Genomic DNA, 21,814 nt, shown 5'->3' with positions numbered 1-21,814 from the left:
CCCTGTTTTTGTTGTTGTCATTCCGGGGCAGCGCGCAGCGCTGAACCCGAATCCAGAGGTGTAGCGCGAGATTCCGCGTTCGCGCTTCGCGCGCCCCGGAATGACAGCGAAGGCTAACCCAAAACCGTCTTGCCGTTCTTGATCACGGTGACGCCGCGCGACTTCACCTTGGCTTCGAACGAGATCACGTTGCCGTCCTTCCAGAGGTCCATGGTCACGGTCTCGCCGGGATAGACCGGCGAGGAGAACCGCGCGACGTGCTGACGGAAGGCCGACGCATCGTAATCGGCATAGGTCTGGAGCACGCCGCGGCAGGTGATGCCGTAGGTGCACATGCCGTGCAGGATCGGCCGCGGGAAGCCGGCCTTCCTGGCGAACTCGGGATCTGAGTGCAGCGGGTTGCGGTCGCCGCAGAGGCGATAGATCAATGCCTGGTCGGGACGAGTGGTGATGTCGATCGTCTTGTCAGGCGACCGCGACGGGATCTTGTGCGGGTCGGGCTGGGTCAGGCTCGGTCCGCCAAAGCCGCCGTCGCCGCGGGCGAAGCGCGAAGCCACTAAGGTTGCCAGCTTCTCGCCCTTCTCGTTCTTCAGCACGGTCTGATGGCTGATGATGACGCCCTTGTCCTTGCCCTTGTCGTAGACTTCGATCACCGAAGAGTCGGCGGTGATATGCGCGGCCACCGGCAGCGGCTGGTGGAAGGTGATATCGCGTTCACCGTCGACCACCATGACGCGGTTGAGGTTCATCTCGCCCGGCCCTGCGCCCCACGCCGCGACGGAGGCGAAGGTCGGCACCACCTTCAGCGGCCGCGGCGTCAGCGTGCCCTCGTTGACGAAGGCGAGCTCGTTCTCGTCCATCGGATCGGCGCCGAGCCCGATGCCGTAGGCATAAAGCATCACATCGCGATCGGTGTAGGCGTATTTCTGGCCGGTGTTTTTGAGGGCCTTGAGTTCTTCGTATCTGGCGGACATTTTGTTTGTTTCCTCTCGGACGTCTCTGCGCCGCTGCCAGTCGAAGTGCCCTCTCCCCTTGTGGGAGAGGGCCGCGAGAGCCGTGCGGCAAACTCGTTTGGGTGAGGGGTTGGTTCCGCAGCGAGACTCCTCGTGCAGAGCGATACCCCTCATCCGGCGCTTCGCGCCACCTTCTTCCACAAGGGGAGAAGGAAGAAAGCAACTACACCGGCGTAAAGAACGGCAGCGGTGCGCCATCGGTCGGCTTGAACACCACCTTCACCTTCTGGCCGATCTTCAGCGCCGTCAGATCGCAATCGACAAAGTTGGTCTGAAGCGAAGGACCCTCCTTCAGCGTGACGTAGCCGATCGCATAAGGACCAGTCGGCGACTTCCGCATCAGGCTATAGGTGTAGATCGTGCCCTCGCCCGAACTCTCCTCCCACACGGTCTTGTCGGAGTAGCAGAACGGGCAGATCGCGCGCGGGAAGTAATGCGCTTCTCCGCAGGCGGTGCAGCGCTTGATCATGAACTTGCCGGCCTTCGCGGCCTCCCAGAACGCAGCCGTCTCCGGATTCGTCACGGGAGCTGGATATTTCTTCGCTTCACTCATCACACGCGCTCCAGAATGGCCGTCGAGGCAGCGTGGCGGACGCCGAGAAGGCCGCCGGTGCCGTGGGCGATGGCGAGATCGCAGTTCTTGACCTGCACCTTCGGATGCGCCTCGCCGCGCAACTGCCGCACGGCCTCGAGGATCTTGGTCATGCCGCCGCGGTTGACGGGATGGTTGCTGCACAGGCCCCCGCCGTCGGTGTTGAACGGCAGCTTGCCGACGCCCGAGATCAGATTGCCGTCGGCGACGAACTTGCCGCCCTCGCCCTTCTTGCAGAAGCCGAGGTCCTCGAGCTGCATCAGCACCGTGATGGTGAAGCTGTCGTAAATCGAGGCGTATTTGATGTCCTTCGGCGTGATGCCGGCTTCCTCGAACGCTCGCGGCCCGGACCAGATGCCGGCGGAGTAAGTGAGGTCGAGGTCCTTGCCGCCGCGCGGGCCCTTCATCGCCTCGCCATGGCCGATCAGCTTGACCAGCGGCTTCTTCAGGCTCTTCGCGATCTCGGGCGTGGTCACGATCAGCGCGCCGCCGCCGTCGGAGACTACGCAGCAATCCATCCGGTGCAGCGGATCGGAGATCATCGGCGAGTTCAGGACGTCCTCGACGGTGACGACGTCCTTGAGCATCGCATGCGGATTGTATTGCGCGTGATGCGAGGCTGCGACCTTGATCCAGGCGAGCTGCTCTGAGGTGGTGCCATAGTCGTGCATGTGGCGCATGGCACACATGCCATAGGCATTGTGGGTGGTCGCGCCGTAAGCGGTCTCGAAATCGGCTTCCGCGCCGGCGGCGCGCGGCGGCATTGCCCCGGTGCGCGGCTTGCCGGCGAGCGTGATCAGCGCGATCGAGCACTTGCCCGCCGCGATCGCCTCCGCGGCATGACCGAGATGGATGATGTAGGAACAGCCGCCGGTTTCGGTGGAATCGACGTGGCGGAGCTTATTGGTGTTCAGCCCGAGATAATCCACCATCGGCCAGGCGCCGCCCGGGGCATCACCGGCGCAGAAATAGCCGTCGACGTCGTCCTTGCTGATCCCGGCATCCTCGATCGCGCCCTTGGCGACCTCGGCGTGGAGCTGCGCGGTGGATTTGTCCGGCGCATGCCGGGTCGGGTGCTCGTAGATCCCGGCAATGTAGGCCTTGCCCTTGATGGTCAAATAAGGTCTCCGCTGGCGTTCTCACTTCCGGTTTTTTCTGAACCGCCGTTGCCCTGTTGGCAAGCGCGGAAATATTCCGTCGGGCGAGAGGGCAGCGGGCTGGCGCAAATCGCCGCTGCATCATCCCAAGGTGCGGTGGAAGGGCCCTGCTGCCGCAGTCGTCATTGCGAGCGGAGCGAAGCAATCCAGGAATCTTTCCGCGGATGCATTTCTGGATTGCTTCGCTGCGCGCTGCGCTCGCAATGACGGGAACGACGGGCAGAAGCCTAAAGGTGTTTTGCCCGACGACACAAGCGATTTTCGTTTTGCCGAAGCAACTCGATTCGTGAAAACAACCCCATGCACAGTAGAGCGGGGATTGATTTCAAACAGGAATTCGTAGGGTGGGCAAAGCGAAGCGTGCCCACCTCTTCTGATTCAATTCTCGTGAGATGGTGGGCACCGCGCTTTGCGCCTTTGCCCACCCTACGAGACCGGCTACTCCGCCGCGATCTGCCTCGGTGCGGGCGGCGGGTTGGCCAGATCGGCGGCGAGTTGGGCGTAGCGGGCCTTGGCGTCCGCAACCGCCTTCTCCTTTACCGGGCCGTAGCCGCGGATGCGGTCGGGCAGCGACAGCAGTTCGACCGCGGTGTCGATCGTGAGCGGCGACAGCAGGACGAGCACGGTGGCGACGTCCTTCTCGTAACCGACGATCAGGTCGCGCTCGAGCTTGCGGTCGGCGCTATAGCCGAAGATATCGAGCGGCGTGCCACGCAGGAACTTGAGCTTGGCCAGCACGCCGAACACACCGAGCATCCACGGCCCGAAGGCGCGCTTCTTCGGACGACCGAGCGCGTCGACGCCGCTGCTGAGGATCGGCGGGGCGAGATTGAAGTTGAACTTGAAGTCGCCCTCAAACTGGTCCCGGAGCTGCTTTTCGAAGGCGCCGTCGGTGAAGAGGCGCGCGACTTCGTATTCGTCCTTGTAGGCCAGCAGCTTTGCGTAGTTGATCGCCACCGCGCGCGGCAGTGCATCGCCATAGCCGCCCTTGACCGCGGCGTCACGGACCTGGTCGACCAGCTTTCGATAGCTTTTTGCGAGGCGGCCGTTCTGGTAGGCGGTGAGATGCTTTGCGCGGTGCTCGATGATCTCGTCCAACGTCATGGCGTCCAAAGATTTGGGCGCGACGACCTCGTCCGTTCCCTTCAGCATGCCGGCGAGCCGGACTGGGTCGGCGACCGCGAGGCGGCCGAGGCGGAAAGCCTCCTTGTTCATCTTGATGGAGACGCCGTTGACCTCGATCGCCTGCTCGATCGAGTCGGCCGACAAGGGCAAGAGACCCTTCTGATAGGCGTAGCCCATCATCATCATGTTGGTGGCAATGCTGTCGCCGAGCAGCTGCTCGGCCGGCTTGGTGAAGTCGAAGAACACCGAATCCTTGTGCAGAGCGGTTTCCAAAAGCCCGTCCAGCTTGCGGGTCTGAAAGTTGAAATCGCGATTGAGGACGAAGTCGGCGGTCGGAATCACGTGGCTGTTGATGATGCCGCGGGTGCGGCTGCTGTCGCAGAGCGAGATGGTGTCCTTGGCGACCGCGACCACCTCGTCGGCGGCGAGCACGACATCGGCCGTGCCGGTGACGATGCGCGAGCAGGTCACTTCGGCCGGATGATCGGACAGCCGCACGTGACTCAGCACCGCGCCACCTTTCTGCGCGAGACCCGACATGTCGAGGATCATCGAGGCCTTGCCCTCGATATGGGCGGCCATGCCCAGCAGCGCGCCGATCGTCAGCACGCCGGTCCCGCCGACGCCGCCGACCGCGATGTTGTAGGGCCGCTCCAGCGTCGGCCGCGACGCCGGCTCCGGCAGATCGCCGATGTCGCCGACGCCCGCCGGCGCGCGCTTGCGCATCTGGCCGCCGTCGATGGTGACGAAGGACGGGCAAAATCCTTTGACGCAGGAATAGTCCTTGTTGCAGCTCGACTGGTTGATGGCGCGCTTGCGCCCCATCTCCGTTTCCAGGGGCTCGACCGAAATGCAGTTGGATTGCACCGAGCAGTCGCCGCAGCCTTCGCACACCGCCGGGTTGATGAGCACGCGGCGCGCCGGATCCTCCAGCGTGCCGCGCTTGCGGCGGCGGCGCTTTTCGGCGGCACAGGTCTGCACGAACACGATCGCGGACGCGCCCTTGACCTTGCGCAGCGTCTTCTGGACCGCGTCGAGCTCGTCGCGATGCGCGGTCTTGACGCCCGGCGCGATCTCGTTGGCGGGATAGGCGTCTGGATTTTCCGAAACGAGATAGATCTCGCGGATGCCTTCGCTGTGGAGCTGGAAGGTGATCTGCTGCGGCGACAATTCGCCGTCGACATGCTGGCCGCCGGTCATCGCGGTCGCGTCGTTATAGAGGATCTTGTAGGTGATGTTGGCGCCCGAGGCGATCGCCTGGCGGATCGCAAGGCTGCCGGAGTGGAAATACGTGCCGTCGCCGAGATTGGCGAACACGTGCTCTTCCTTGGTGAAGGGCGCGACACCGACCCACGGCACGCCCTCGCCGCCCATATGGGTGAAGGTCTCGGTCGAGCGATCCATCCACAGCGCCATGAAGTGGCAGCCGATGCCGGCAAAGGCGCGGCTGCCTTCGGGCACCTTGGTCGAGGTGTTATGCGGGCAGCCGGAGCAGAAATACGGAGTGCGGGAGACAGGCGCAGTCGCCTGCATTTGCGTGGCCTGGCGACCGTTGAACCAGTCGGCCTTGGCGCGCAGCATGGCTGCGATTTCGGGATTGAGGTCAAGTCGAAGCAGGCGCTCGGTCAGCGAGCTGGCCAGGGAGGCGACGCTGAGTTCTTCGGCAAAGGGGAGGAAGCGCTTGTCGTGATCGTCCATCTTGCCGATGATGCGGGGACGGACATCGTCGCGCCAGTTGAACAGCTCCTGCTTGACCTGGTTCTCGACGATCTCGCGGCGCTCTTCGATGATGAAGATTTCCTCGAGCCCTACGGCGAATTGCCTGACGCCTTCCGGCTCCAGCGGCCACGGCATGCCGATCTTGTACAATCGAAGCCCGATCTTGGCGGCGACCTCGGGTGTGATGCCGAGCTCGCGCAACGCCTGCCGCACGTCCTCATAGCTCTTGCCGGATGCCATGATGCCGTAGCGGGCGTTCGGCGAATCCATCGTGACGCGGTTGACCCTGTTGGCACGCGCGAACGCGATCGCGGCAAAGCCCTTGTAGTCCTGGAGCCGGCGGTCCTGGGCAAAGCGGTCGTCGGGCCAGCGCAGATTGAGGCCACCCTCCGGCATCTCGAAATCGGTGGGGATCACGAACGGCGTCATCTCGTCGGTGAGGTCGATCTCGGCGGTGGTCTCCACCGTCTCGGTGATCACCTTCATGCCGACCCAGCAGCCGGAGTAGCGCGACATGGCGATGCCGAGCAGGCCCATCTCGATCATCTCGTGGATGCTGGACGGATAGAGATAGGGCATCAGCGCCGACATGAAGGCATGGTCGGACTGATGCGGAACGGTGGACGATTTTGCGCCGTGGTCGTCGCCGGCGAGACACAACACGCCGCCGTTCTTGGCCGAGCCGGCCGCATTGCCGTGGCGGAAGACGTCGCCGCAGCGGTCGACGCCGGGGCCCTTGCCGTACCAGATGCCGACCACGCCGTCGTATTTGGCGCCGGGCGAGAGGTTGAGCTGCTGCGAGCCCCAGACCGCGGTCGCGGCCAAATCCTCGTTTACGCCAGGCTGGAACTTGATGTTGTGTTGCTCGAGGTGCTTGCGGGCGGCGAAGAGCTGCTGGTCGTAGCCGCCGAGCGGCGAGCCGCGGTAGCCGGAGATGAAGCCCGCGGTGTTGAGGCCACTGGCACGGTCGCGCCGGATCTGGGCCATGGGCAGGCGAACCAGCGCCTGGATGCCCGTGGTGAAGACGTGACCGGTCTGCTGGGTATATTTCTGATCGAGACTGATCGGACCCTGGTTGATGCCCATCGTTGTCCTCTTCCGCCCTTTTGAGCGCCTGGCTGCTTAAGCCGTTGCCTGCCCGTTGTTTTTAGCTAGGGCGCGCCGACCATCCGCGCCACTCTATGTCGGATATTTAACGCTCCGCACCACAAATCTGGGCTCGACCTGCCGACGGGAAAAAAACGCAATTTCGTGGCCGGAAAGGGCGCACGCCTTTTCAGTTTCTGTCACCCTACCCGGCTGTCGCGCAATGACGTGACGCCGCTATACTCCGGCACTTGACGATTGGTCGCGGGAAGAAGGCTTTCGATGCGGACGATTCTGGCTGTGGTGCTCTTGTGCAGTGCGGTTGCGCGTGCCGCCTTGGCCGCCGAGCCGTCACCGGAGCTGATCGCCAGCGGGAAGGCGCTGGTGGAGGCCGGCGACTGCGCGGGCTGCCACACCGCCGATCCCGCAAGGCCGTTCGCCGGCGGAAAGCGCATCGACACCCCGTTCGGCGGGATCTATGCGCCAAACCTGACGCCTGATCGCGACACCGGGATCGGTGCCTGGACCGATGCCGATTTCACCCGCGCCGTGCGCTACGGCACCGCGCCGGACGGCTCGCTTTATTACCCGGCGTTCCCCTATCCCTATTTCACCAGGATGACCAAGGACGACACGCTGGCGATCCGGGCTTATCTCGGCACGCTCGCGCCCGTCGCCAGCCGCAACAAGCCGCCGGAGCTGCGCTGGCCGCTCGGCTATCGCGGCCTGATGCGGGTCTGGGATTATCTGTTCTTCAAGCCCGGCCTGTTCGAGCCCGACCAGGGCAAGACCGGGGCATGGAATCGCGGCGGCTATCTGGTCACCGGGCTCGGCCATTGCGGCGCCTGCCACACCCCCAAGAACTATTTTGGCGCGGACAAGACCGCGCAGGCGCTCTCCGGCAGCGAGATCGGCGGCTGGTTCGCGCCGCGGCTCGATGGCGCTGCCCGCACCGGGTTACAGTCGTGGAGCGCAGCGGACATCGTCGAGTATCTGCAGAGCGGCCGCAACGCCAGGAGCCATGCCGGCGGCCCGATGGCCGAGGTGATCGTGAACTCGACGTCGAAGATGAGCGACGCCGACGTGCATGCGATCGCGGTGTATCTGAAAGACCTGCCGCCGGCACGGCGCGAGCCGAAGGTGATGCCGCCGGATGAGGCCGAGATGAAGGCCGGTCAGGCCGTCTACGCAAAACTCTGCATCGCCTGCCATGAAGCCGACGGCTCCGGCGCGCCGCGCATCTATCCGCCACTGCCGGCCAATGCGCTGCTGCAGTCGATCAACCCATCCTCCACGCTCCGCGTCATCCTCGACGGCGCTCACACCGTGACGACGCCGCGCGCGCCCAACACCGGCGAGATGCCAGGCTATGCCGGGCAATTGTCCGACGAGCAAATCGCGGCGGTGACGAACTACATCCGCAACTCCTGGGGCAATGCCGCGCCGCTGGTGACACCGGCGCAAGTGGCGAAGGCGCGTGGGCAGGAGCCGTAGCCGACGCCCTCATGGCGCCTCCTCGCCGTCATTGCGAGCGCAGCGAAGCAATCCAGAGTCTTTCCGCGGGGACAGACTGGATTGCTTCGCTGCGCTCGCAATGACGACGCTGAAAAGCAGTGCGCGTGTGCCGACCAGCTCGACTCGCGGAGACTCCCCCTCACTCGCAAGCTGGAGAGGCGAAGAGAAGTTACCGCTCCTCGTCCCCCGTGAACACGAATTTCGGCATGTCCCATTTGTAGCGGACTGCGAGCAAGCGAAAGCTGATGCCGAGAATGAAGGTGAGGATGGTCCAGAGTTCGGCGTTGAGATTAAGTCCGAACGCCGTCGCATAGAACAGTCCGGTCACCACCGAGACGCTGGCGTAGAGTTCGGAGCGGAACAGCAGCGGCACGTCATTGCAGAGCACGTCGCGCAATACGCCGCCGGCGCAGCCCGTCACCATGCCGGAGACGATGACGATCGGCAGCGAAGCATCCATCTGCCAGGCGACGTCGCATCCGGTCATGGTGAAGACGACGAGGCCGATGGCATCGAGCACGATGAAAGCGACGCTCAACCGATGCACCAGCCGCGCGATCAGGATCGTCAGCAGCGCCGACGCGCCCGGCAGCACGAGATAGACCGGGTTCGCGACCCAGGCCAACGGATAATGACCGAGAAACAGGTCGCGCAGCGTGCCACCGCCGAGCGCCGTGATGCTGCCGAGCATGCAGACGCCGACATAGTCCATGCTGCGCCGGCCGGCAGCCAGCGCTGCCGTCATGCCCTGGGACGCCAAGGCGACCAGCGTCAAAAGATGCAGCACGCTATCGCCCGGCGGCAGGCTCCACATCGCCTTGTTCCCTTGATCTCGCAGCGCAACCTACGTCCGGAGTTCCCGGATGAACAGGTTCCCGATTCCTGAGGCGCGAGCAACATGCGACGAAAGCATAAAGGCCGGGGAACAGAACCTCGCATCCCCGGGTTGTCCAGCCGCAATAATCGAGGAGATCCAATCGATGGCAGACGACCGTTTTCCGAACGATCCGTATCGCCCGAATCTCGCCGACGATGCGTATCGAAGTGCGGCGCGACGGGATGCCGACCTCCAGGTCGATCCCGAACTCGGCGAAGGCCCCGCCTCCAGCGGCAAGATCGCGTTGTTTGCGGTCGCAATAGCCCTGGTGCTGGGTGCCGTATTCTACGGGCTCAACAATTCGAGCACGCCGAACCAGGCCAGCAACGCCCCGTCGACGCAGACTGCTCAGCAGACCGCACCGGCCACCAATCCGGCCGCGCCTCCGAGCATGCGTGACGTGACCCCGCGCAACAATACCGCGCCGGGCGTGACCACGGGTGCCGCACCGAGCAAGCCAGCCCCGGATGCGCAGACGCCGCCGTCTGGCGCCAAGTAGCGGCGATCACGACATACGAGAGCGGCGGGATGAAAGTCCCGCCGCTTTTCGTTGACCTCTAGCTGAACATCTTGTTGAGCTCGCCGCCGGGATAACCGCTGCCGAGCTCAGTGAAGGTGCCCTTCTCCGCCATCTCTTTTGCAGCGCGCATGAAGCCGCCCCAAGCCGCGCGGGCGAGCGAGCCGCCGACGCTGATCCGGCGCACGCCGAGATCCGCGGCTTCCTGCAACGACAGGCCGGAGCCGCCGATCAGCAGGTTAAACGGTTTCGGTGCGACAGCCTTCACCACCGCAGCGATGTCCTCGCGGGTCTTGAGGCCCGGTGCATAGAGGCAGTCGGCGCCGGCGTCTGCATAAGCGGTGAGCCGGTCGATGACGAGCTTGAGATCGGTCACGCCCCACAGATACGCCTCGCAGCGGCCGACGAGCAGCGCGCCGCTGTCGCCGATCGCCTTGCGCGAGGCCTTGATGCGCTCCACGGCGAGCGCGCGCTCATAGATCGGCTTGTCCTTGTCACCGGTGGAATCCTCGATCGACAGACCGGCGACGCCGGTGCGCACGCCGCGCTCGACGTGATCCGCGACCTTGTCCGGCTCGACCGCAAAGCCGCCTTCGAAATCCGCGTTCACGGGGATGTCGACCGCCGAGCACAATGCTGCCAGATGCTGACAGACCTCCTCGACGCTGACGTGATTGTCGGCCTTGCCGATGGTCCAGGCAAAGCCCGCGCTCGATGACGCCACTGCCTTGAAGCCGAGATGCTGCAACGCCTTGGCGCTGCCGATATCGACCGGATTGGGCAGGATGAAGCAGCCGCTCTCGTGCATCTTCTTGAATGTCGCGCGCTTGTTTGCGGTGGTGACCTGCATGTTTCTCTCCCTTGTTAGCCGCGCAGACATAGGCACGCGCCCGAGACAACGCTAGTGCGCGTCGTGCACCGCGCGGCTGTCCTTTGGCGCCTGCTCCCGATCATTCATGCCGTAGTCACGGATGACGCTGGCGATGCGCAGATGATAATCGGCAAAGATCTGCGCCCTGCCCTTGGCCTGGGTGCGCCGGTGCTCCATCGTGTTGCGCCAGGCGGCGACAGCTTCGTCGTCGCGCCAGAATGACAACGACAGGATCTTGCCCTTCTCGGTCAGGCTTTCAAAACGTTCGACCGAGATGAAACCGTCGATGGTTTGCAGGATCGGCTTCAGATCTGCTGCGAGTTCGAAATAATCCTGGCGGTGTTCGGGCTTGGGCCAGACTTCGAAGATCACGGCGATCATGGGCATCTCCTGAACTTGATGGCCTACAATACCACCTTGCGCAGGAAGGTGCGCTCTTCCGCGAGAATGAATTTATTGTCCTCGGCGAAATGGAAGTTCGCCATGCCGTCGGCATCCTGCCGCAGCCTTGCGCGGTAGGCCTCGTAGGCGGCAAGGCTTTCGAAAGTGATCAGCGCGAACGCGATGTTGTTGGTTCCCTCATGGGGCATGAAATAGCCGATCAGGTCGCCACCGCATTTCGGGATGATGCTGAGCCAGCGCTTCGAATAGTCCTCGAACTGCGCGCGCTTGAAGGGATCGAGCTGGTAACGAATGAAGACGGTGATGGACATCTAAGTTTCCCCTTTCTTGTTGCGCGAGCGAAGCGCCAGTTCCTCATCCTGAGGAGCTTGCGCAGCAAGCGTCTCGAAGGATGAAGGCCCCGCCGGTGGCCTCGCCCTTCGAGACGCGCGCAAGAGCGCGCTCCTCAGGGTGAGGATCGAGATTTCAGTTTTGCTACGCCGTTCGCTCGCAATGACGTGTTTGTGGCAACACGCTACGCCCTTGATCGACTTCAATGCTTCGGTTATCATCGAAGCATGAAATCAGGACCCGACATCGCCATGGTCGCCGCGCTGGTTGGCGACCCCGCCCGCGCCAACATGCTCACGGCGCTGATGAACGGCCGCGCGCTCACCGCGAGCGAGCTGGCGCAGGAGGCCGGCATCACGCCGCAGACGGCGAGCTCGCATCTCTCCAAGCTCGAGGCCGGCGGGCTGGTCGAACCGGAGAAGCAGGGCCGCCACCGCTACTACCGTCTCACCGACGACGACGTTGCCGGCGTGCTCGAAGGCCTTGCGGGCCTTGCCGCACGGACCGGCCACATGCGCGTGCGCACCGGGCCGAAGGATCCGGCGCTGCGCCGCGCGCGGATCTGCTACGACCACCTCGCCGGCGATCTCGGCGTGCAGATGCTCGACAGCTTGCGCGAACGGCGCCTGGTCAGGCAGAAGAAGCAGGAGATCGAGCTGACGCCGGAAGGCGAGCGCTTCCTCGCCAACCATTTGCAGATCTCGCCGGAGATGCTCGCCCATCCGCGCCGCCCGGTCTGCAAGGCGTGCCTCGACTGGAGCGAACGCCGCCACCATCTGGCCGGCACGCTCGGTGCGGCCATGATGCAGCGTTTTGCCGAGCTGAAATGGGCCGCGCGCGATGCCACCCCCGGCAGCCGCGTGGTGAATTTCACCCGCACCGGCGAGAAGCAGTTCGCGGCGCTGTTCGGCAATGGCAACGACTGATCGCGCAAGATGCGTGACCGCACACAATCGCGTGTGAACGGGTCTCTCACCATGGCCGGGCTTGACTAGGCCGTCCGCGGGATTATGGCCTCCGTCATTCCGGGGCGATGCAACGCATCGAACCGGGAATCTCGAGGTTCCGGGTTCGCGCTCCGCGCGCCCCGGAACGACGCCATCAGCTATGAGAATCTCCATGTATCGCATCCTCCCGGCAGCGCTTGCAGTCGCTCTTGTTACTATCCCGTTTGCGTCACAAGCCGCCGACAACGCGCTACGTGAGCCTTACGGCATCGCGCTCGAAGGTTTTGCCTACCCCTATCCCGTGCACCTGCTGCCGGTCGTCAACGACGGCGAGCAGCTCAGCATGGCCTATATGGACGTGGCCCCAGCGCAGCCGAACGGCCGCACCGTGGTGCTGCTGCATGGCCGCAACTTTCCGTCGAGCTATTGGGCGCCCGTCATCAAGATGCTGGCCGAGGCCGGCTACCGCGTCGTGGTGCCGGACCAGATCGGGTTCGGCAAATCCTCCAAGCCGCAAGGCGAGCTGCATTTCGACACGCTGGCGCGCAACACCATGGCGCTGCTCGATCATCTCAAGATCGACAAGGCCGAGATCGTCGCCCATTCACTCGGCGGCATGCTTGGGGTGCGCATCGCCCGCGCCTATCCGGATCGCGTCGCGCATTTGGTGTTGACCGCGCCCATTGGGCTCGAGGATTACCGCCTCTACGTGCCGCCGACACGGACCGAGAGCATCATCGAGGCCGAGGACAAGCTCACCGCCGAGGGCTATCGCAAGCAGCTCCAGACCAATTACGCGATCAAGCTGCCGCCCGAGGCGATCACGCCGTTCATCGACGCCCGCTTCAACATCAAGGGCAGCCCCGATTATCCGCGCTGGCTGCGGGCCTTCGTCAGCTCGGGCCAGATGATCTATCGCGAACCGGTCGCGCACGAGATCGCGCTCATCACCTCACCGACGCTGTTCATCATGGGCGCCGACGACCACAACGCGCCGGGACGGCCGAACGCACCGGAGGCGCTGCGGGCGAAGATGGGGCAGAACGCCGAGCTCGCGAAAGCGTTTGCCGCGAAGATGCCGAATGCGCGGGCGGAGGTCATTCCGGACACCGGCCACCTCGTCTTCCTGGAGGCGCCGGAGAGGTACAAGGAGTTGGTGCTGGGCTTTCTCGGCCATTAACGCCATCGCTGTCGCCTCAAGCGGGATGCCGGCAGCGTTCATGCCGCATTCAGGTCGTGGTGGGCAGGTTTGGGGTGCGACGTCTCGGCACGTTGCACTAATTTTAACGTGTCGAATCCTCTCTTTTGATTCATTCTGCGCCGCAAGCTCTCTCCCCTTAGACCTGCCTCCAAGATCCACCCTCAAGCACGAGAAGGAAGACCATCAATGAAATATCTGTTCGCCGCCGTGATGCTCGCCAGCGCGGTCGTTGGTTTCAGCGAGGCCGCCAGCGCCGCCGGCGGTTGCGGTCCGGGCTGGTACCGAGGCCCCTATGGCGGCTGCCGCCCGATGCGCGGTCCGGTCGTTGTCCGCCCGGGTCCGATCGTGGTTGCGCCGGCCCCTGTCGTGGTCGTGCCGCGCGCGCGCGTGTGCCCCTATGGCTTCCGCTGGTACGCCGGCCGCTGCCGCCCGTTCTGATTTTTTCACACAGCAAAATGGCCGGGCGGCGAAAGCCTGCGCGGCCATTTCGTTGAGACCCGCAGCGGAAAAAGGGGATCGTAATCGCGATCCCCTTTTCCGTTCCAGAACGCGGCTACCAGTGCCGCCAGTGGCGGCGATGCCAGCGGCGACGCCAGCCCCAGTGACGGTGGCGCCAACCCCAGTGACGATGATGCCAATGGCCGTGCCAGCGCACCTGCTCCGGCTTCATGCCGGCCACTTCCTCGCTGCTGGTGACGGCCGGTCGGAGATCGGTGTTCGCGTCCGGCAGGTGGGTCGGACCGTCGATCGGTTGCGGTGACAGCGGCGCGGCCTGCGCGGCGGCCGTGAACGCGGCGGCGCCAGCCGCGACACCAATGGCCAGTTTGAGAAAATTACGGCGTTCCATGAACATCTTCCTCTTGGATCATCGTGCCCGTGATGCAGAGGCAAGTGTCGCCGTGACGACATGAACCGAAACTGAATCGCACGTTCAGATTGGCGCAGCTACGTCCCAAATTCCTGCATCAGCACCAGCGTCTCGCGCGTGCGTTTCACATCCGGCCACTCCCGATTGAAATCGGCGACCAACTGCTTCAGCGCGTCGCCTTTCAGCATGGCCGCAAGCCTGGCCTCGTCGTCGAACTGATACATCGCCTGATGCAGCGATGGATCATCGAGACCCAGAACCGCCAGGCCATGGTGACGCCGAACGCCTTCACCGCGTCGGGCAAATGTTCCGTCTCGTACCATGTCTCGAAGGCGGCGCGCCTGCCGGGATCGGTGACGATGGCACGGACGACGAAGAAGGCGGCAGGCATCGGATGTCCTCCTGTTGTTTGGCGCCAACGAAGCTTGGCAGTAAGCGAAACCCAGCGATCGCGTAGGCAAAGCGCAGCGTGCCCACCACCTCGGCCACCGCAAAAATGGTGGGCACGGCGCAAGCGCGCCTTTCCCATCCTACAAGAACCGCGGCGGACGCAGCGCGCACCGGAACGTGACGAGCCGCACATCATTAACCCGGCGATAACCATAGGATCACAGCCGCCGGAACCAAGCAATTTGCTTCAAATTATCGCAGCGGAAGGTGACCCATGGCCCGCATCGAATATCTGAGAGAGCAACTGGCCCGCGCCGAGCGGCTGGCGAAAGCCATCCTCGATCAGCAGACCGTGGAGCGGCTTCAGGCCTACGCAGCCGAATGCCGCACGGAGTTACAGGAGCTGACGCACAGGGCTGCGGCTTGATGCATGCAGTGCGCCCGCAAACGTGGCGTCACACCAGCTTCATCGGCGTATCGGCAACCACGCGAAGGTCGATGCTTCCGATCAGTTGTGCCCGAAGCGCCTCCGCGGAACGGATCGCGTCCTCCGTCTGCCGCAACGTGCTGACGTTCGAGCCGAGCGAGACAATTCCGCCAAGCACCAGAGCGATCGATCCGAGCGCCGCGGTTTGACCGAAGCCAAACACGCCGAGGACCGTCACCAGCAGCAATGCTGCGCCGGCGCCGATGGCGAATTTGGAGGCCAGAATGTACTTGCGGCATCGCTCGGCGATCTCGGCCAGCGCCTCGATCCGCGCTTCGATGTCGGAGATCTCGTCGGTCGGATCGTCTTCGGTCATAGGATTTCAAATCGTCGCGATGCACGTCTTGTGCATAACGCGCGGAGCATGATCTTCAGGCAAGTCGAAGACATTCGGCATATCAGGCTCGTCTTCGGCTACCTGCATCGATTGCGTCCTGGTGGGCTACGGCTTCGCCTGACCCACCAGACGCTTCATTCACAACGGCAGATTGTCGTGCTTCTTCGCCGGCGTTTCGACCTTCTTATCCCTGAGCATCGCCAGCGCCCGCGCGATCCGTTTCCGTGTCGAGTGCGGCATGATGACGTCGTCGATGTAGCCGCGCTCGGCGGCGATGAAGGGGGACAGGAAGCGGTCTTCGTATTCCTTGGTGCGCGCGGCGATCTTGTCGGGGTCGCCGATATCGCTGCGGAAAATGATTTCGACCGCGCCCTTGGCGCCCATCACCGCGATCTGCGCGGTCGGCCAGGCGTAGTTCATGTCGGCGCCGATCTCCTTGGAGGCCATGACGTCGAAGGCGCCGCCATAGGCCTTGCGGGTGATGATGGTGACCAGCGGCACGGTGCATTGCGAATAGGCGAACAGCAGTTTGGCGCCGTGCTTGATCAGGCCGCCATATTCCTGCGCGGTGCCCGGCAGGAAGCCGGGCACATCGACGAAGGTGACGATTGGGATATTGAACGCGTCGCAAAAACGAACGAAGCGTGCGGCCTTGCGTGACGCGTCAGAGTCGAGCACGCCAGCGAGCACCATCGGCTGGTTGGCGACGAAGCCGACGGTGCGGCCGGCGATGCGGCCAAAGCCGGTGACGATGTTCTTGGCAAAGGCATCCGCGATCTCGAAGAAGTCGCCTTCGTCCACGACCTTCAGGATCAGCTCCTTCATGTCGTAAGGCTTGTTCGGGTTGTCGGGGATCAGCGTGTCCAGGGACATGTCGACGCGGCCGATGTCGTCGAAGCTCGGCCATTCCGGCACGCCATCGGTGTTGTTCGACGGCAGGAAATCGATCAGGCGCCGCATCTGCAGCAGCGTTTCGACATCGTTCTCGAATGCGCCGTCCGCGATCGAGGAGCGCGTGGCGTGAACGCTCGCGCCGCCGAGCTCTTCCGCGGTGACGACTTCGTTGGTCACCGTCTTCACCACGTCGGGGCCGGTGACGAACATGTAGCTGGTGTTCTTCACCATGAAGATGAAGTCGGTCATCGCCGGCGAATAGACGTCGCCGCCGGCACAGGGGCCCATGATGACGGAGATCTGCGGGATCACGCCGGAGGCGAGCACGTTGCGGCGGAACACGTAGGAATAGCCGGCGAGCGCGGCGACGCCCTCCTGGATACGGGCGCCGCCCGCGTCGTAGAGGCCGATGATGGGCGCCCTCGCCTTCATCGCCATGTCCTGAAGCTTTGTGATCTTCAGCGCGTGGGTCTCGGACAGCGAGCCGCCGAACACGGTGAAATCCTTGGCGAACACGAACGTCTTGCGGCCGTTGACCGTGCCCCAGCCGGTGACGACGCCGTCACCGGGCACCTTGTTCTTCTCCATGCCGAACTCGGTGGAGCGATGCTCGACGAACATGTCGAATTCCTCGAACGATCCCTTGTCGAGCAAGAGCTCGATGCGCTCGCGCGCGGTCAGCTTGCCGCGGGCATGCTGCGCCTCGATGCGCTTCTCGCCGCCGCCGAGCTTGGCGCCGGCGCGACGGTCTTCAAGGGCGTCCAGGATATGTTTCATTTGCTCCCGCCAGGTCTTAACTGATGCGGGGTTCTAACACGGCGTTTTGCGGGCCGGAAAGCGCCCTTTCGGGCTCGCAGGGCTGCCCTGCCGGTGCCGAAAGCGTGAGGGATTACAAAGTTTTGCCGGAGGAGACGACCATGGACGAGCGAGCTGCCGAGACCGGCGCGGTGACCGGCGGCGTCAAGATCCTGCTTCGCCTGGAGGGGCTGACCCTGTTCGTGGGCATGGTGATGCTCTACGCGGCCTGGGGCGGCTCCTGGCTGGTGTTCGCCCTGCTGTTTTTCGTCCCGGATCTCAGCTTCCTCGCGTACCTCGCCGACGCGCGGTTCGGCGCGACGGTCTACAATGCCGCCCACAGCTACATGGCGCCGGTGACGCTGCTGACGCTGGGCTTCGGCTTCGCCTCGCCCTTGACGCTGTCCATCGCCTTGATCTGGCTCGCCCATATCGGCATCGACCGGGCGCTCGGGTACGGCCTGAAATACGCGGCCGGCTTCGGCTTCACCCATCTCGGGCGGATCGGGCGGCAAACAGGCGCCTGATCCTTGCGCGCTTTCGCGGCGGGATTGCAGCCATTTTGTCGGCGGCGGCCGGTTGACCGGCGCAGCCGATTCAGGCTTGCTCACGCTTCAGGATCAGGCGCCGAATGTTGCGTGAGCTCAGTCGGTACGGCGGCGGTCATCACGTCTGGCATCACCCATGTCCGCCACGGTCGTCTCGCTGCCGCCGAACTCGTCGTCCGAAACCACCGGCTTCCTGCGGCGGATGGCCAGCATGGTGTCGGGGCGGAACCGCGAGATGCTGCTGCGTGCCGCCGCGCTGATCGAGTCCCTGACCCAACGGGCGATGACGGCCGAGCGGCTCTTTCACAAGGCGCAGGAAGAAAGCACGCGCAACGCCGAGCGGCACGAGGCCGCCGAGCTTGCCTCCGACGCCATGGTCGGCCAGATCGCCGCGCTGCGGACACAGCTCGCCGAAGTGACGGCGGCGGCCACCGCTGAGCGGACCGCGTTCGACACCGAGCGCGGCAAGCTGCTCGGCCTGATGCAGGATGCGGAAAGCCATATCGGCAAGCTGACAACCGAGCTCGAAACGCTCCGCGCCTCCGTCGACAGCTTCAACGAGACCGTGGTCTCCGTGCCGATCGAGGTGCTGCGGCTGGCGCGGACGCAGTTCGATTATCTCTCGGGCGGCTTTGCGCATAAGGGCCACGTGATCTCGCAGGCGATGAGCGAGATCGGCGGCTTTGCGATTGATCAGGCGCTGGCGGTGAAGAAGCAAGCCGACAAAGCCTGAGACTGACGCAATCACCTCGCGATTGGTCGTCATGCCCGGGCTTGTCCCGCCTGCGCGGCCGAAGCCGCTTCGGCGAGGCGAAGGCCCGGGCATCCACGTTCTTTGGCGCATTGGAGAAAGATCGTGGATGGCCGGGACCCGGCCATGACGCTGGAGCCAATCGCCGCGGCCCTAAATTGACAGCGCACGAGCCTGTTGTTCTACTCGGCAAAATAACAAGGGAGGATCCGATGCCAACGGCATTCCGCGTCGCCATGGCGCTTTGCATGTCTATGCTGTTCGCAGGCATTGCCGCCAACGCGCAATCCCTTCCCAGGGACGCCGCGAGCCGGACCGAGATCTTCCCGTTCCCCTCGCTCACACTGTCGGACCAGCAATTCCTCAACGGCGATGCGGCGGCCGGGAAGCCGGTGACGGTCGCGGGCGAATTCCGCGTTGCGCAAGGAAGCGGAAAGCTCCCCGTCGTGGTGCTGATGCACGGATCGAGCGGCGTCGGCGCCACCACCGAAGCCTGGGTGCACGAATTCAACTCAATGGGCATCTCGACCTTCGTGATCGACGGCTTTACCGGCCGCGGGCTGACGGTGGTCGGGCCGAACCAGGCCCTGCTCGGCCGGCTCAATCTGATCGTGGACATCTACCGCTCGCTTGAAATTCTTGCGAAGCATCCCCGCGTCGATCCCGACCGCATCGTGCTGATGGGCTTTTCGCGCGGCGGCCAGGCCGCCCTCTATGCGAGCCTCGACCGCTTCAACAAGCTCTGGAACAAGTCCGGCATCCAGTTCGCGGCCTACATCCCGTTCTATCCGGATTGCTCGACGACCTATCAGACCGATACCGAAGTCGCGGCGCGCCCGATCCGGGTCTTCCACGGCACGCCCGACGACTATAATCCTGTGAAGAGCTGCAAGGCTTTCGTCGAGCGACTCAAGACGGCTGGGCGTGACGTGGTGCTGACGGAATATCCCGACAGCGCGCACGGTTTTGACAGCGGCCTGCTCGGCGTCAACACCGTGACCGTCTCAACCGGCGCGCAGACCGCGCGCAACTGCCACATCCGCGAAGGCGACGGCGGCGTGCTCGTCAACGCCGACACCCAGGCACCCTTCACCTACAAGGACTCCTGCATCGAGCTCAACCCGCATGTCGGCGGTAATCCGACGACCGCCGCCGAGTCGCGCAAAGCCGTGGTGGAGTTTTTGCAGGTGTTGTTCAAGCTCGGTTGAGACTGCCCGGTCCGCGCCGATGCAGGGTGGGAGAGTCGGGCCGCCCCCATGCTCCGTCATTGCGAGCGCAGCGAAGCAATCCAGAATCTTTCCGCGGCAACAGTCTGGATTGCTTCGTCGCAAGAGCTCCTCGCAATGACGAGCCCTACGGTTCACCGGATTTGAATGGCTCCTGCTACTTCTGCCAGCCATGAGACAGGCCGCCGCTCCATGCTTCCGCGCCGCGCGGACCAGCACGGGTCCGGATCACGCTCTACCGCACCCGTCCCGACAGGCGCAGCACGAACACCAGCACTTCGGCGACGGCCTTATAGAGGTCGGGCGGGATCTCCTCGCCAAGCTCGATCTTGGACAGCGCGCCGGCCAGGACCTCGTTCTCCTCGATCGGGATGTCGTGAGCTTTGGCGATCTCGACGATCTTTGCACCGATCGCGCCCTTGCCCTTGGCGACGACCACCGGCGCGCCGCTGCCCTTCTCGTAATGCAGCGCAATCGCGAGCTTGGAGGCGTCGCTCATGTGGCACGATCCAGAAAGTGCCCGGCGCGGGCCGGTGCGGGCTGTGGCGGAGTGCCGTCCCGCACCACGATGTCGCCGGGCTTGAGCTCGGCCTTCGTCATCGCCTGGCTGAGCTCGCCGATACCGGCGCGTAGCTGCTGCGCCGTCGCCGGCCGCTCCGCCCACATCCGCACAAAGGTCTTGTCGCCATTGAGCGTGATCAGCGCGTGCACGGGGCCGGTCGGTTCGACATTGAGCGAGAAGCGCGCGCGCCAGGCGCGTCTGGCAGGATCGGCGGATTCGTTGCCGCCGTCGCGCGAGATCTCGAACTGCGCCATCGCAGTGCCCTGCGGGGTTGCAAAGGGAATCTCGAAATTCCACTGCGGCACCGTCGGATCGACGCGATGGCCGCTGGCATCGACGCGATCCGGAAGCGAGGCGACCTGCAACAAGGTCTGCCGCGCGATCGCGGCATCGGCGTCGTCGAGCAGGCGGTGCACGGCTGCGGCGAGCGGCGTATCCGGCGCGAGCGATGGTGACGCGATAGATTGCGGCGATGGCAGCGCGCCGCGGAACGGCGGCGGCGTGACGCGCGCGGCCGCCTCGAAGATGTGGCCATCCGGCACGGCCTTGTTCGAGCCGGGAACGTTGCCGATCATGCGCGGCAGGTTTTGCGTGACCTCCTGCAGCAGGCTTGCGGCCAGACCGGCGGACATGGTGCGCGGGAGCGCCTGCTGGGCTCCCGCGGCTATCTCAGTCAACACGGCGGTCGCGAGATTGGCGCCGCGCGGCGTTTGCAGCGATGGGGCGATCTCTACGTCAACTGCCGGCGACATCACCTGCGTGGCCTCGCGCACAGTTTGAGCGATCGGACCTGCGAGCTGCGGCGTGGCCGCGGAGTTCGCGGGGAGTACGGCGCCTTGCGTTGCCATCTGCCGCACGCCGCTCTCGAGCGCACCGGAGGTCGCGGTCAGCGTCTGGCGCAGCACGAGCAGCGCGGCTTTCAGGTCGGGCACGGGCGATGGCGCAGCGCCCGCCGCGAGTGAGGCCTCGAGGAACAGCCCGGACTTCTGGAAGGCGGATTGGATGTCGGCTCCGTCAAGGCCGGTATTGAGCGGTGTCTGCTGCGCCAGCACGTCCAGCACCGCCTGCTTCAGTCCTGCCGGCAAGTCGCTGCCAATGACGACGGAGGCCAGGTTGGCGAACAAGGGGGCCTGGCTGCCCTGCTTGGTGACGGCGTCAGCCGAGGCCCACGTGACGGCGACCTGCTCGGACGGCGTCAGAGGATTGCGAGCCGTGGTGGCGGACGGCGCAAGCGACGGGCTCTCCACCAGCGAGGCCGCGCCCGGCGTCAGCGTGATCTGATCCGCTGTTGCAGCCTCGCCCGCTCCGTTGATGACAGCGAGCCGGATGGTGCCGTCGTTCTGCGACACCGCAAGCTGGAGATTTTGCCCTGGCGTCAGCGGCACTTCGGACATCACGTCCAGAGACAGGTTTGCGATCGCGATCCGCACCAGATTGTCGGCGAGCAGGCTCACGACCCTGGCGTCGACGACGCTACCGGCCTGAAGCACGAGGTCCGGCGTCGCCGCATCAGCCACGGGGCTGGCAGCGCTGACCGGAGTAATGGAGCTGATCGGCGTTGCCATCTCAGGAGCCCAGGAGCACGGGCCACCCTACCGCCAGCG

22 protein-coding genes and 1 pseudogene are annotated in these 21,814 nt (G+C 64.5%); 9 read left to right on the top strand and 14 right to left on the bottom strand.

Going from position 1 to position 21,814, the window contains the following annotated elements; genetic code table 11:
* Nucleotides 1-113 precede the first annotated feature (113 nt).
* The 4 genes from AB8Z38_RS03500 to AB8Z38_RS03485 form a co-directional block, all read right to left on the bottom strand.
* On the bottom strand, nucleotides 114-974 hold the full coding sequence (locus tag AB8Z38_RS03500; protein WP_369723148.1) for a MaoC/PaaZ C-terminal domain-containing protein: 861 nt from the start codon (nucleotides 972-974) through the stop codon (nucleotides 114-116).
* 202 nt (nucleotides 975-1,176) lie between these two features.
* Complete coding sequence (locus tag AB8Z38_RS03495) at nucleotides 1,177-1,566, bottom strand: Zn-ribbon domain-containing OB-fold protein (RefSeq protein ID WP_369723147.1); 390 nt, start codon at nucleotides 1,564-1,566, stop codon at nucleotides 1,177-1,179.
* Entirely contained in the window at nucleotides 1,566-2,723 is a 1,158-nt protein-coding gene (locus tag AB8Z38_RS03490) for a thiolase domain-containing protein (protein WP_369723146.1), read from the bottom strand. Before AB8Z38_RS03490 ends, AB8Z38_RS03495 begins: the two co-directional genes overlap by 1 nt.
* A gap of 477 nt (nucleotides 2,724-3,200) precedes the next feature.
* A complete protein-coding gene (locus AB8Z38_RS03485) occupies nucleotides 3,201-6,692 on the bottom strand; it encodes an indolepyruvate ferredoxin oxidoreductase family protein (RefSeq protein WP_369723145.1) in 3,492 nt (1,163 codons plus the stop codon).
* Nucleotides 6,693-6,974: 282 nt separating this feature from the next.
* On the opposite strand from AB8Z38_RS03485, the gene AB8Z38_RS03480 reads away from it, so the two are divergent.
* The gene (locus AB8Z38_RS03480; protein ID WP_369723144.1) at nucleotides 6,975-8,186 is read left to right on the top strand and encodes a cytochrome c; all 1,212 of its coding nucleotides are present in this window, start codon (nucleotides 6,975-6,977) and stop codon (nucleotides 8,184-8,186) included.
* Between the two features lie 190 nt (nucleotides 8,187-8,376).
* Here the strand turns inward: AB8Z38_RS03480 and AB8Z38_RS03475 are convergent, their stop codons facing one another.
* On the bottom strand, nucleotides 8,377-9,021 hold the full coding sequence (locus AB8Z38_RS03475; protein WP_369723143.1) for a trimeric intracellular cation channel family protein: 645 nt from the start codon (nucleotides 9,019-9,021) through the stop codon (nucleotides 8,377-8,379).
* A 166-nt stretch (nucleotides 9,022-9,187) separates the two neighbouring features.
* On the opposite strand from AB8Z38_RS03475, the gene AB8Z38_RS03470 reads away from it, so the two are divergent.
* On the top strand, nucleotides 9,188-9,583 hold the full coding sequence (locus AB8Z38_RS03470; RefSeq protein WP_369723142.1) for a hypothetical protein: 396 nt from the start codon (nucleotides 9,188-9,190) through the stop codon (nucleotides 9,581-9,583).
* A gap of 58 nt (nucleotides 9,584-9,641) precedes the next feature.
* Here the strand turns inward: AB8Z38_RS03470 and AB8Z38_RS03465 are convergent, their stop codons facing one another.
* The 3 genes from AB8Z38_RS03465 to AB8Z38_RS03455 are packed head-to-tail and all read right to left on the bottom strand — an operon-like array spanning nucleotide 9,642 to nucleotide 11,185.
* Nucleotides 9,642-10,451 carry an oxaloacetate decarboxylase gene (locus tag AB8Z38_RS03465; RefSeq protein ID WP_369723141.1) on the bottom strand — a complete coding sequence of 270 codons (810 nt, stop codon included), beginning with the start codon at nucleotides 10,449-10,451 and terminating at the stop codon, nucleotides 9,642-9,644.
* Nucleotides 10,452-10,502: 51 nt separating this feature from the next.
* A complete protein-coding gene (locus tag AB8Z38_RS03460) occupies nucleotides 10,503-10,853 on the bottom strand; it encodes an antibiotic biosynthesis monooxygenase (RefSeq protein ID WP_369723140.1) in 351 nt (116 codons plus the stop codon).
* A gap of 23 nt (nucleotides 10,854-10,876) precedes the next feature.
* Nucleotides 10,877-11,185 (bottom strand): NIPSNAP family protein, encoded by a 309-nt coding sequence (locus AB8Z38_RS03455; protein WP_369723139.1) that lies wholly within the window; start codon nucleotides 11,183-11,185, stop codon nucleotides 10,877-10,879.
* A gap of 246 nt (nucleotides 11,186-11,431) precedes the next feature.
* Between AB8Z38_RS03455 and AB8Z38_RS03450 the strand changes: the two genes are divergently transcribed.
* The 3 genes from AB8Z38_RS03450 to AB8Z38_RS03440 all read left to right on the top strand — a co-directional run bounded on the left by AB8Z38_RS03450 (nucleotide 11,432) and on the right by AB8Z38_RS03440 (nucleotide 13,790).
* Nucleotides 11,432-12,130: a metalloregulator ArsR/SmtB family transcription factor gene (locus AB8Z38_RS03450; RefSeq protein ID WP_369723138.1), complete on the top strand. Its 699-nt coding sequence runs from the start codon at nucleotides 11,432-11,434 to the stop codon at nucleotides 12,128-12,130.
* 193 nt (nucleotides 12,131-12,323) lie between these two features.
* Nucleotides 12,324-13,331, top strand: coding sequence for an alpha/beta fold hydrolase (locus AB8Z38_RS03445; RefSeq protein ID WP_369723137.1), 1,008 nt, complete (start codon nucleotides 12,324-12,326; stop codon nucleotides 13,329-13,331).
* Nucleotides 13,332-13,538: 207 nt separating this feature from the next.
* Entirely contained in the window at nucleotides 13,539-13,790 is a 252-nt protein-coding gene (locus AB8Z38_RS03440; protein WP_249756523.1) for a GCG_CRPN prefix-to-repeats domain-containing protein, read from the top strand.
* 115 nt (nucleotides 13,791-13,905) lie between these two features.
* Here the strand turns inward: AB8Z38_RS03440 and AB8Z38_RS03435 are convergent, their stop codons facing one another.
* Nucleotides 13,906-14,199 (bottom strand): twin-arginine translocation signal domain-containing protein, encoded by a 294-nt coding sequence (locus tag AB8Z38_RS03435; protein ID WP_369723136.1) that lies wholly within the window; start codon nucleotides 14,197-14,199, stop codon nucleotides 13,906-13,908.
* A gap of 98 nt (nucleotides 14,200-14,297) precedes the next feature.
* Nucleotides 14,298-14,611, bottom strand: a pseudogene (locus AB8Z38_RS03430) (hypothetical protein).
* A gap of 273 nt (nucleotides 14,612-14,884) precedes the next feature.
* Here AB8Z38_RS03430 and AB8Z38_RS03425 point away from each other — a divergent pair.
* The gene (locus tag AB8Z38_RS03425) at nucleotides 14,885-15,037 is read left to right on the top strand and encodes a hypothetical protein (RefSeq protein WP_369723135.1); all 153 of its coding nucleotides are present in this window, start codon (nucleotides 14,885-14,887) and stop codon (nucleotides 15,035-15,037) included.
* Between the two features lie 28 nt (nucleotides 15,038-15,065).
* Here AB8Z38_RS03425 and AB8Z38_RS03420 read toward each other — a convergent pair whose 3' ends face one another.
* Together AB8Z38_RS03420 and AB8Z38_RS03415 are read right to left on the bottom strand one after the other, a co-directional pair.
* Complete coding sequence (locus tag AB8Z38_RS03420; protein ID WP_369723134.1) at nucleotides 15,066-15,413, bottom strand: hypothetical protein; 348 nt, start codon at nucleotides 15,411-15,413, stop codon at nucleotides 15,066-15,068.
* A 159-nt stretch (nucleotides 15,414-15,572) separates the two neighbouring features.
* Nucleotides 15,573-17,105 carry an acyl-CoA carboxylase subunit beta gene (locus AB8Z38_RS03415; RefSeq protein WP_369723133.1) on the bottom strand — a complete coding sequence of 511 codons (1,533 nt, stop codon included), beginning with the start codon at nucleotides 17,103-17,105 and terminating at the stop codon, nucleotides 15,573-15,575.
* Between the two features lie 140 nt (nucleotides 17,106-17,245).
* On the opposite strand from AB8Z38_RS03415, the gene AB8Z38_RS03410 reads away from it, so the two are divergent.
* The 3 genes from AB8Z38_RS03410 (at nucleotide 17,246) to AB8Z38_RS03400 (ending at nucleotide 19,630) form a co-directional block, all read left to right on the top strand.
* The gene (locus tag AB8Z38_RS03410) at nucleotides 17,246-17,650 is read left to right on the top strand and encodes a DUF4260 domain-containing protein (protein WP_369723132.1); all 405 of its coding nucleotides are present in this window, start codon (nucleotides 17,246-17,248) and stop codon (nucleotides 17,648-17,650) included.
* 157 nt (nucleotides 17,651-17,807) lie between these two features.
* Entirely contained in the window at nucleotides 17,808-18,404 is a 597-nt protein-coding gene (locus AB8Z38_RS03405) for a hypothetical protein (protein WP_369723131.1), read from the top strand.
* Between the two features lie 230 nt (nucleotides 18,405-18,634).
* Nucleotides 18,635-19,630, top strand: a complete 996-nt coding sequence (locus AB8Z38_RS03400; protein ID WP_369723130.1) for a dienelactone hydrolase family protein — start codon at nucleotides 18,635-18,637, stop codon at nucleotides 19,628-19,630.
* Nucleotides 19,631-19,883: 253 nt separating this feature from the next.
* Here AB8Z38_RS03400 and AB8Z38_RS03395 read toward each other — a convergent pair whose 3' ends face one another.
* Complete coding sequence (locus tag AB8Z38_RS03395; protein ID WP_369723129.1) at nucleotides 19,884-20,147, bottom strand: EscU/YscU/HrcU family type III secretion system export apparatus switch protein; 264 nt, start codon at nucleotides 20,145-20,147, stop codon at nucleotides 19,884-19,886.
* On the bottom strand, nucleotides 20,144-21,775 hold the full coding sequence (locus AB8Z38_RS03390; protein WP_369723128.1) for a flagellar hook-length control protein FliK: 1,632 nt from the start codon (nucleotides 21,773-21,775) through the stop codon (nucleotides 20,144-20,146). The genes AB8Z38_RS03395 and AB8Z38_RS03390 overlap by 4 nt, the downstream gene beginning before the upstream one ends.
* Nucleotides 21,776-21,814: the final 39 nt, after the last annotated feature.

The sequence above is a fragment of the Bradyrhizobium sp. LLZ17 genome (genome assembly GCF_041200145.1).
Lineage (GTDB): Bacteria > Pseudomonadota > Alphaproteobacteria > Rhizobiales > Xanthobacteraceae > Bradyrhizobium.
This window is presented reverse-complemented; position numbering and strand designations above follow the sequence as displayed.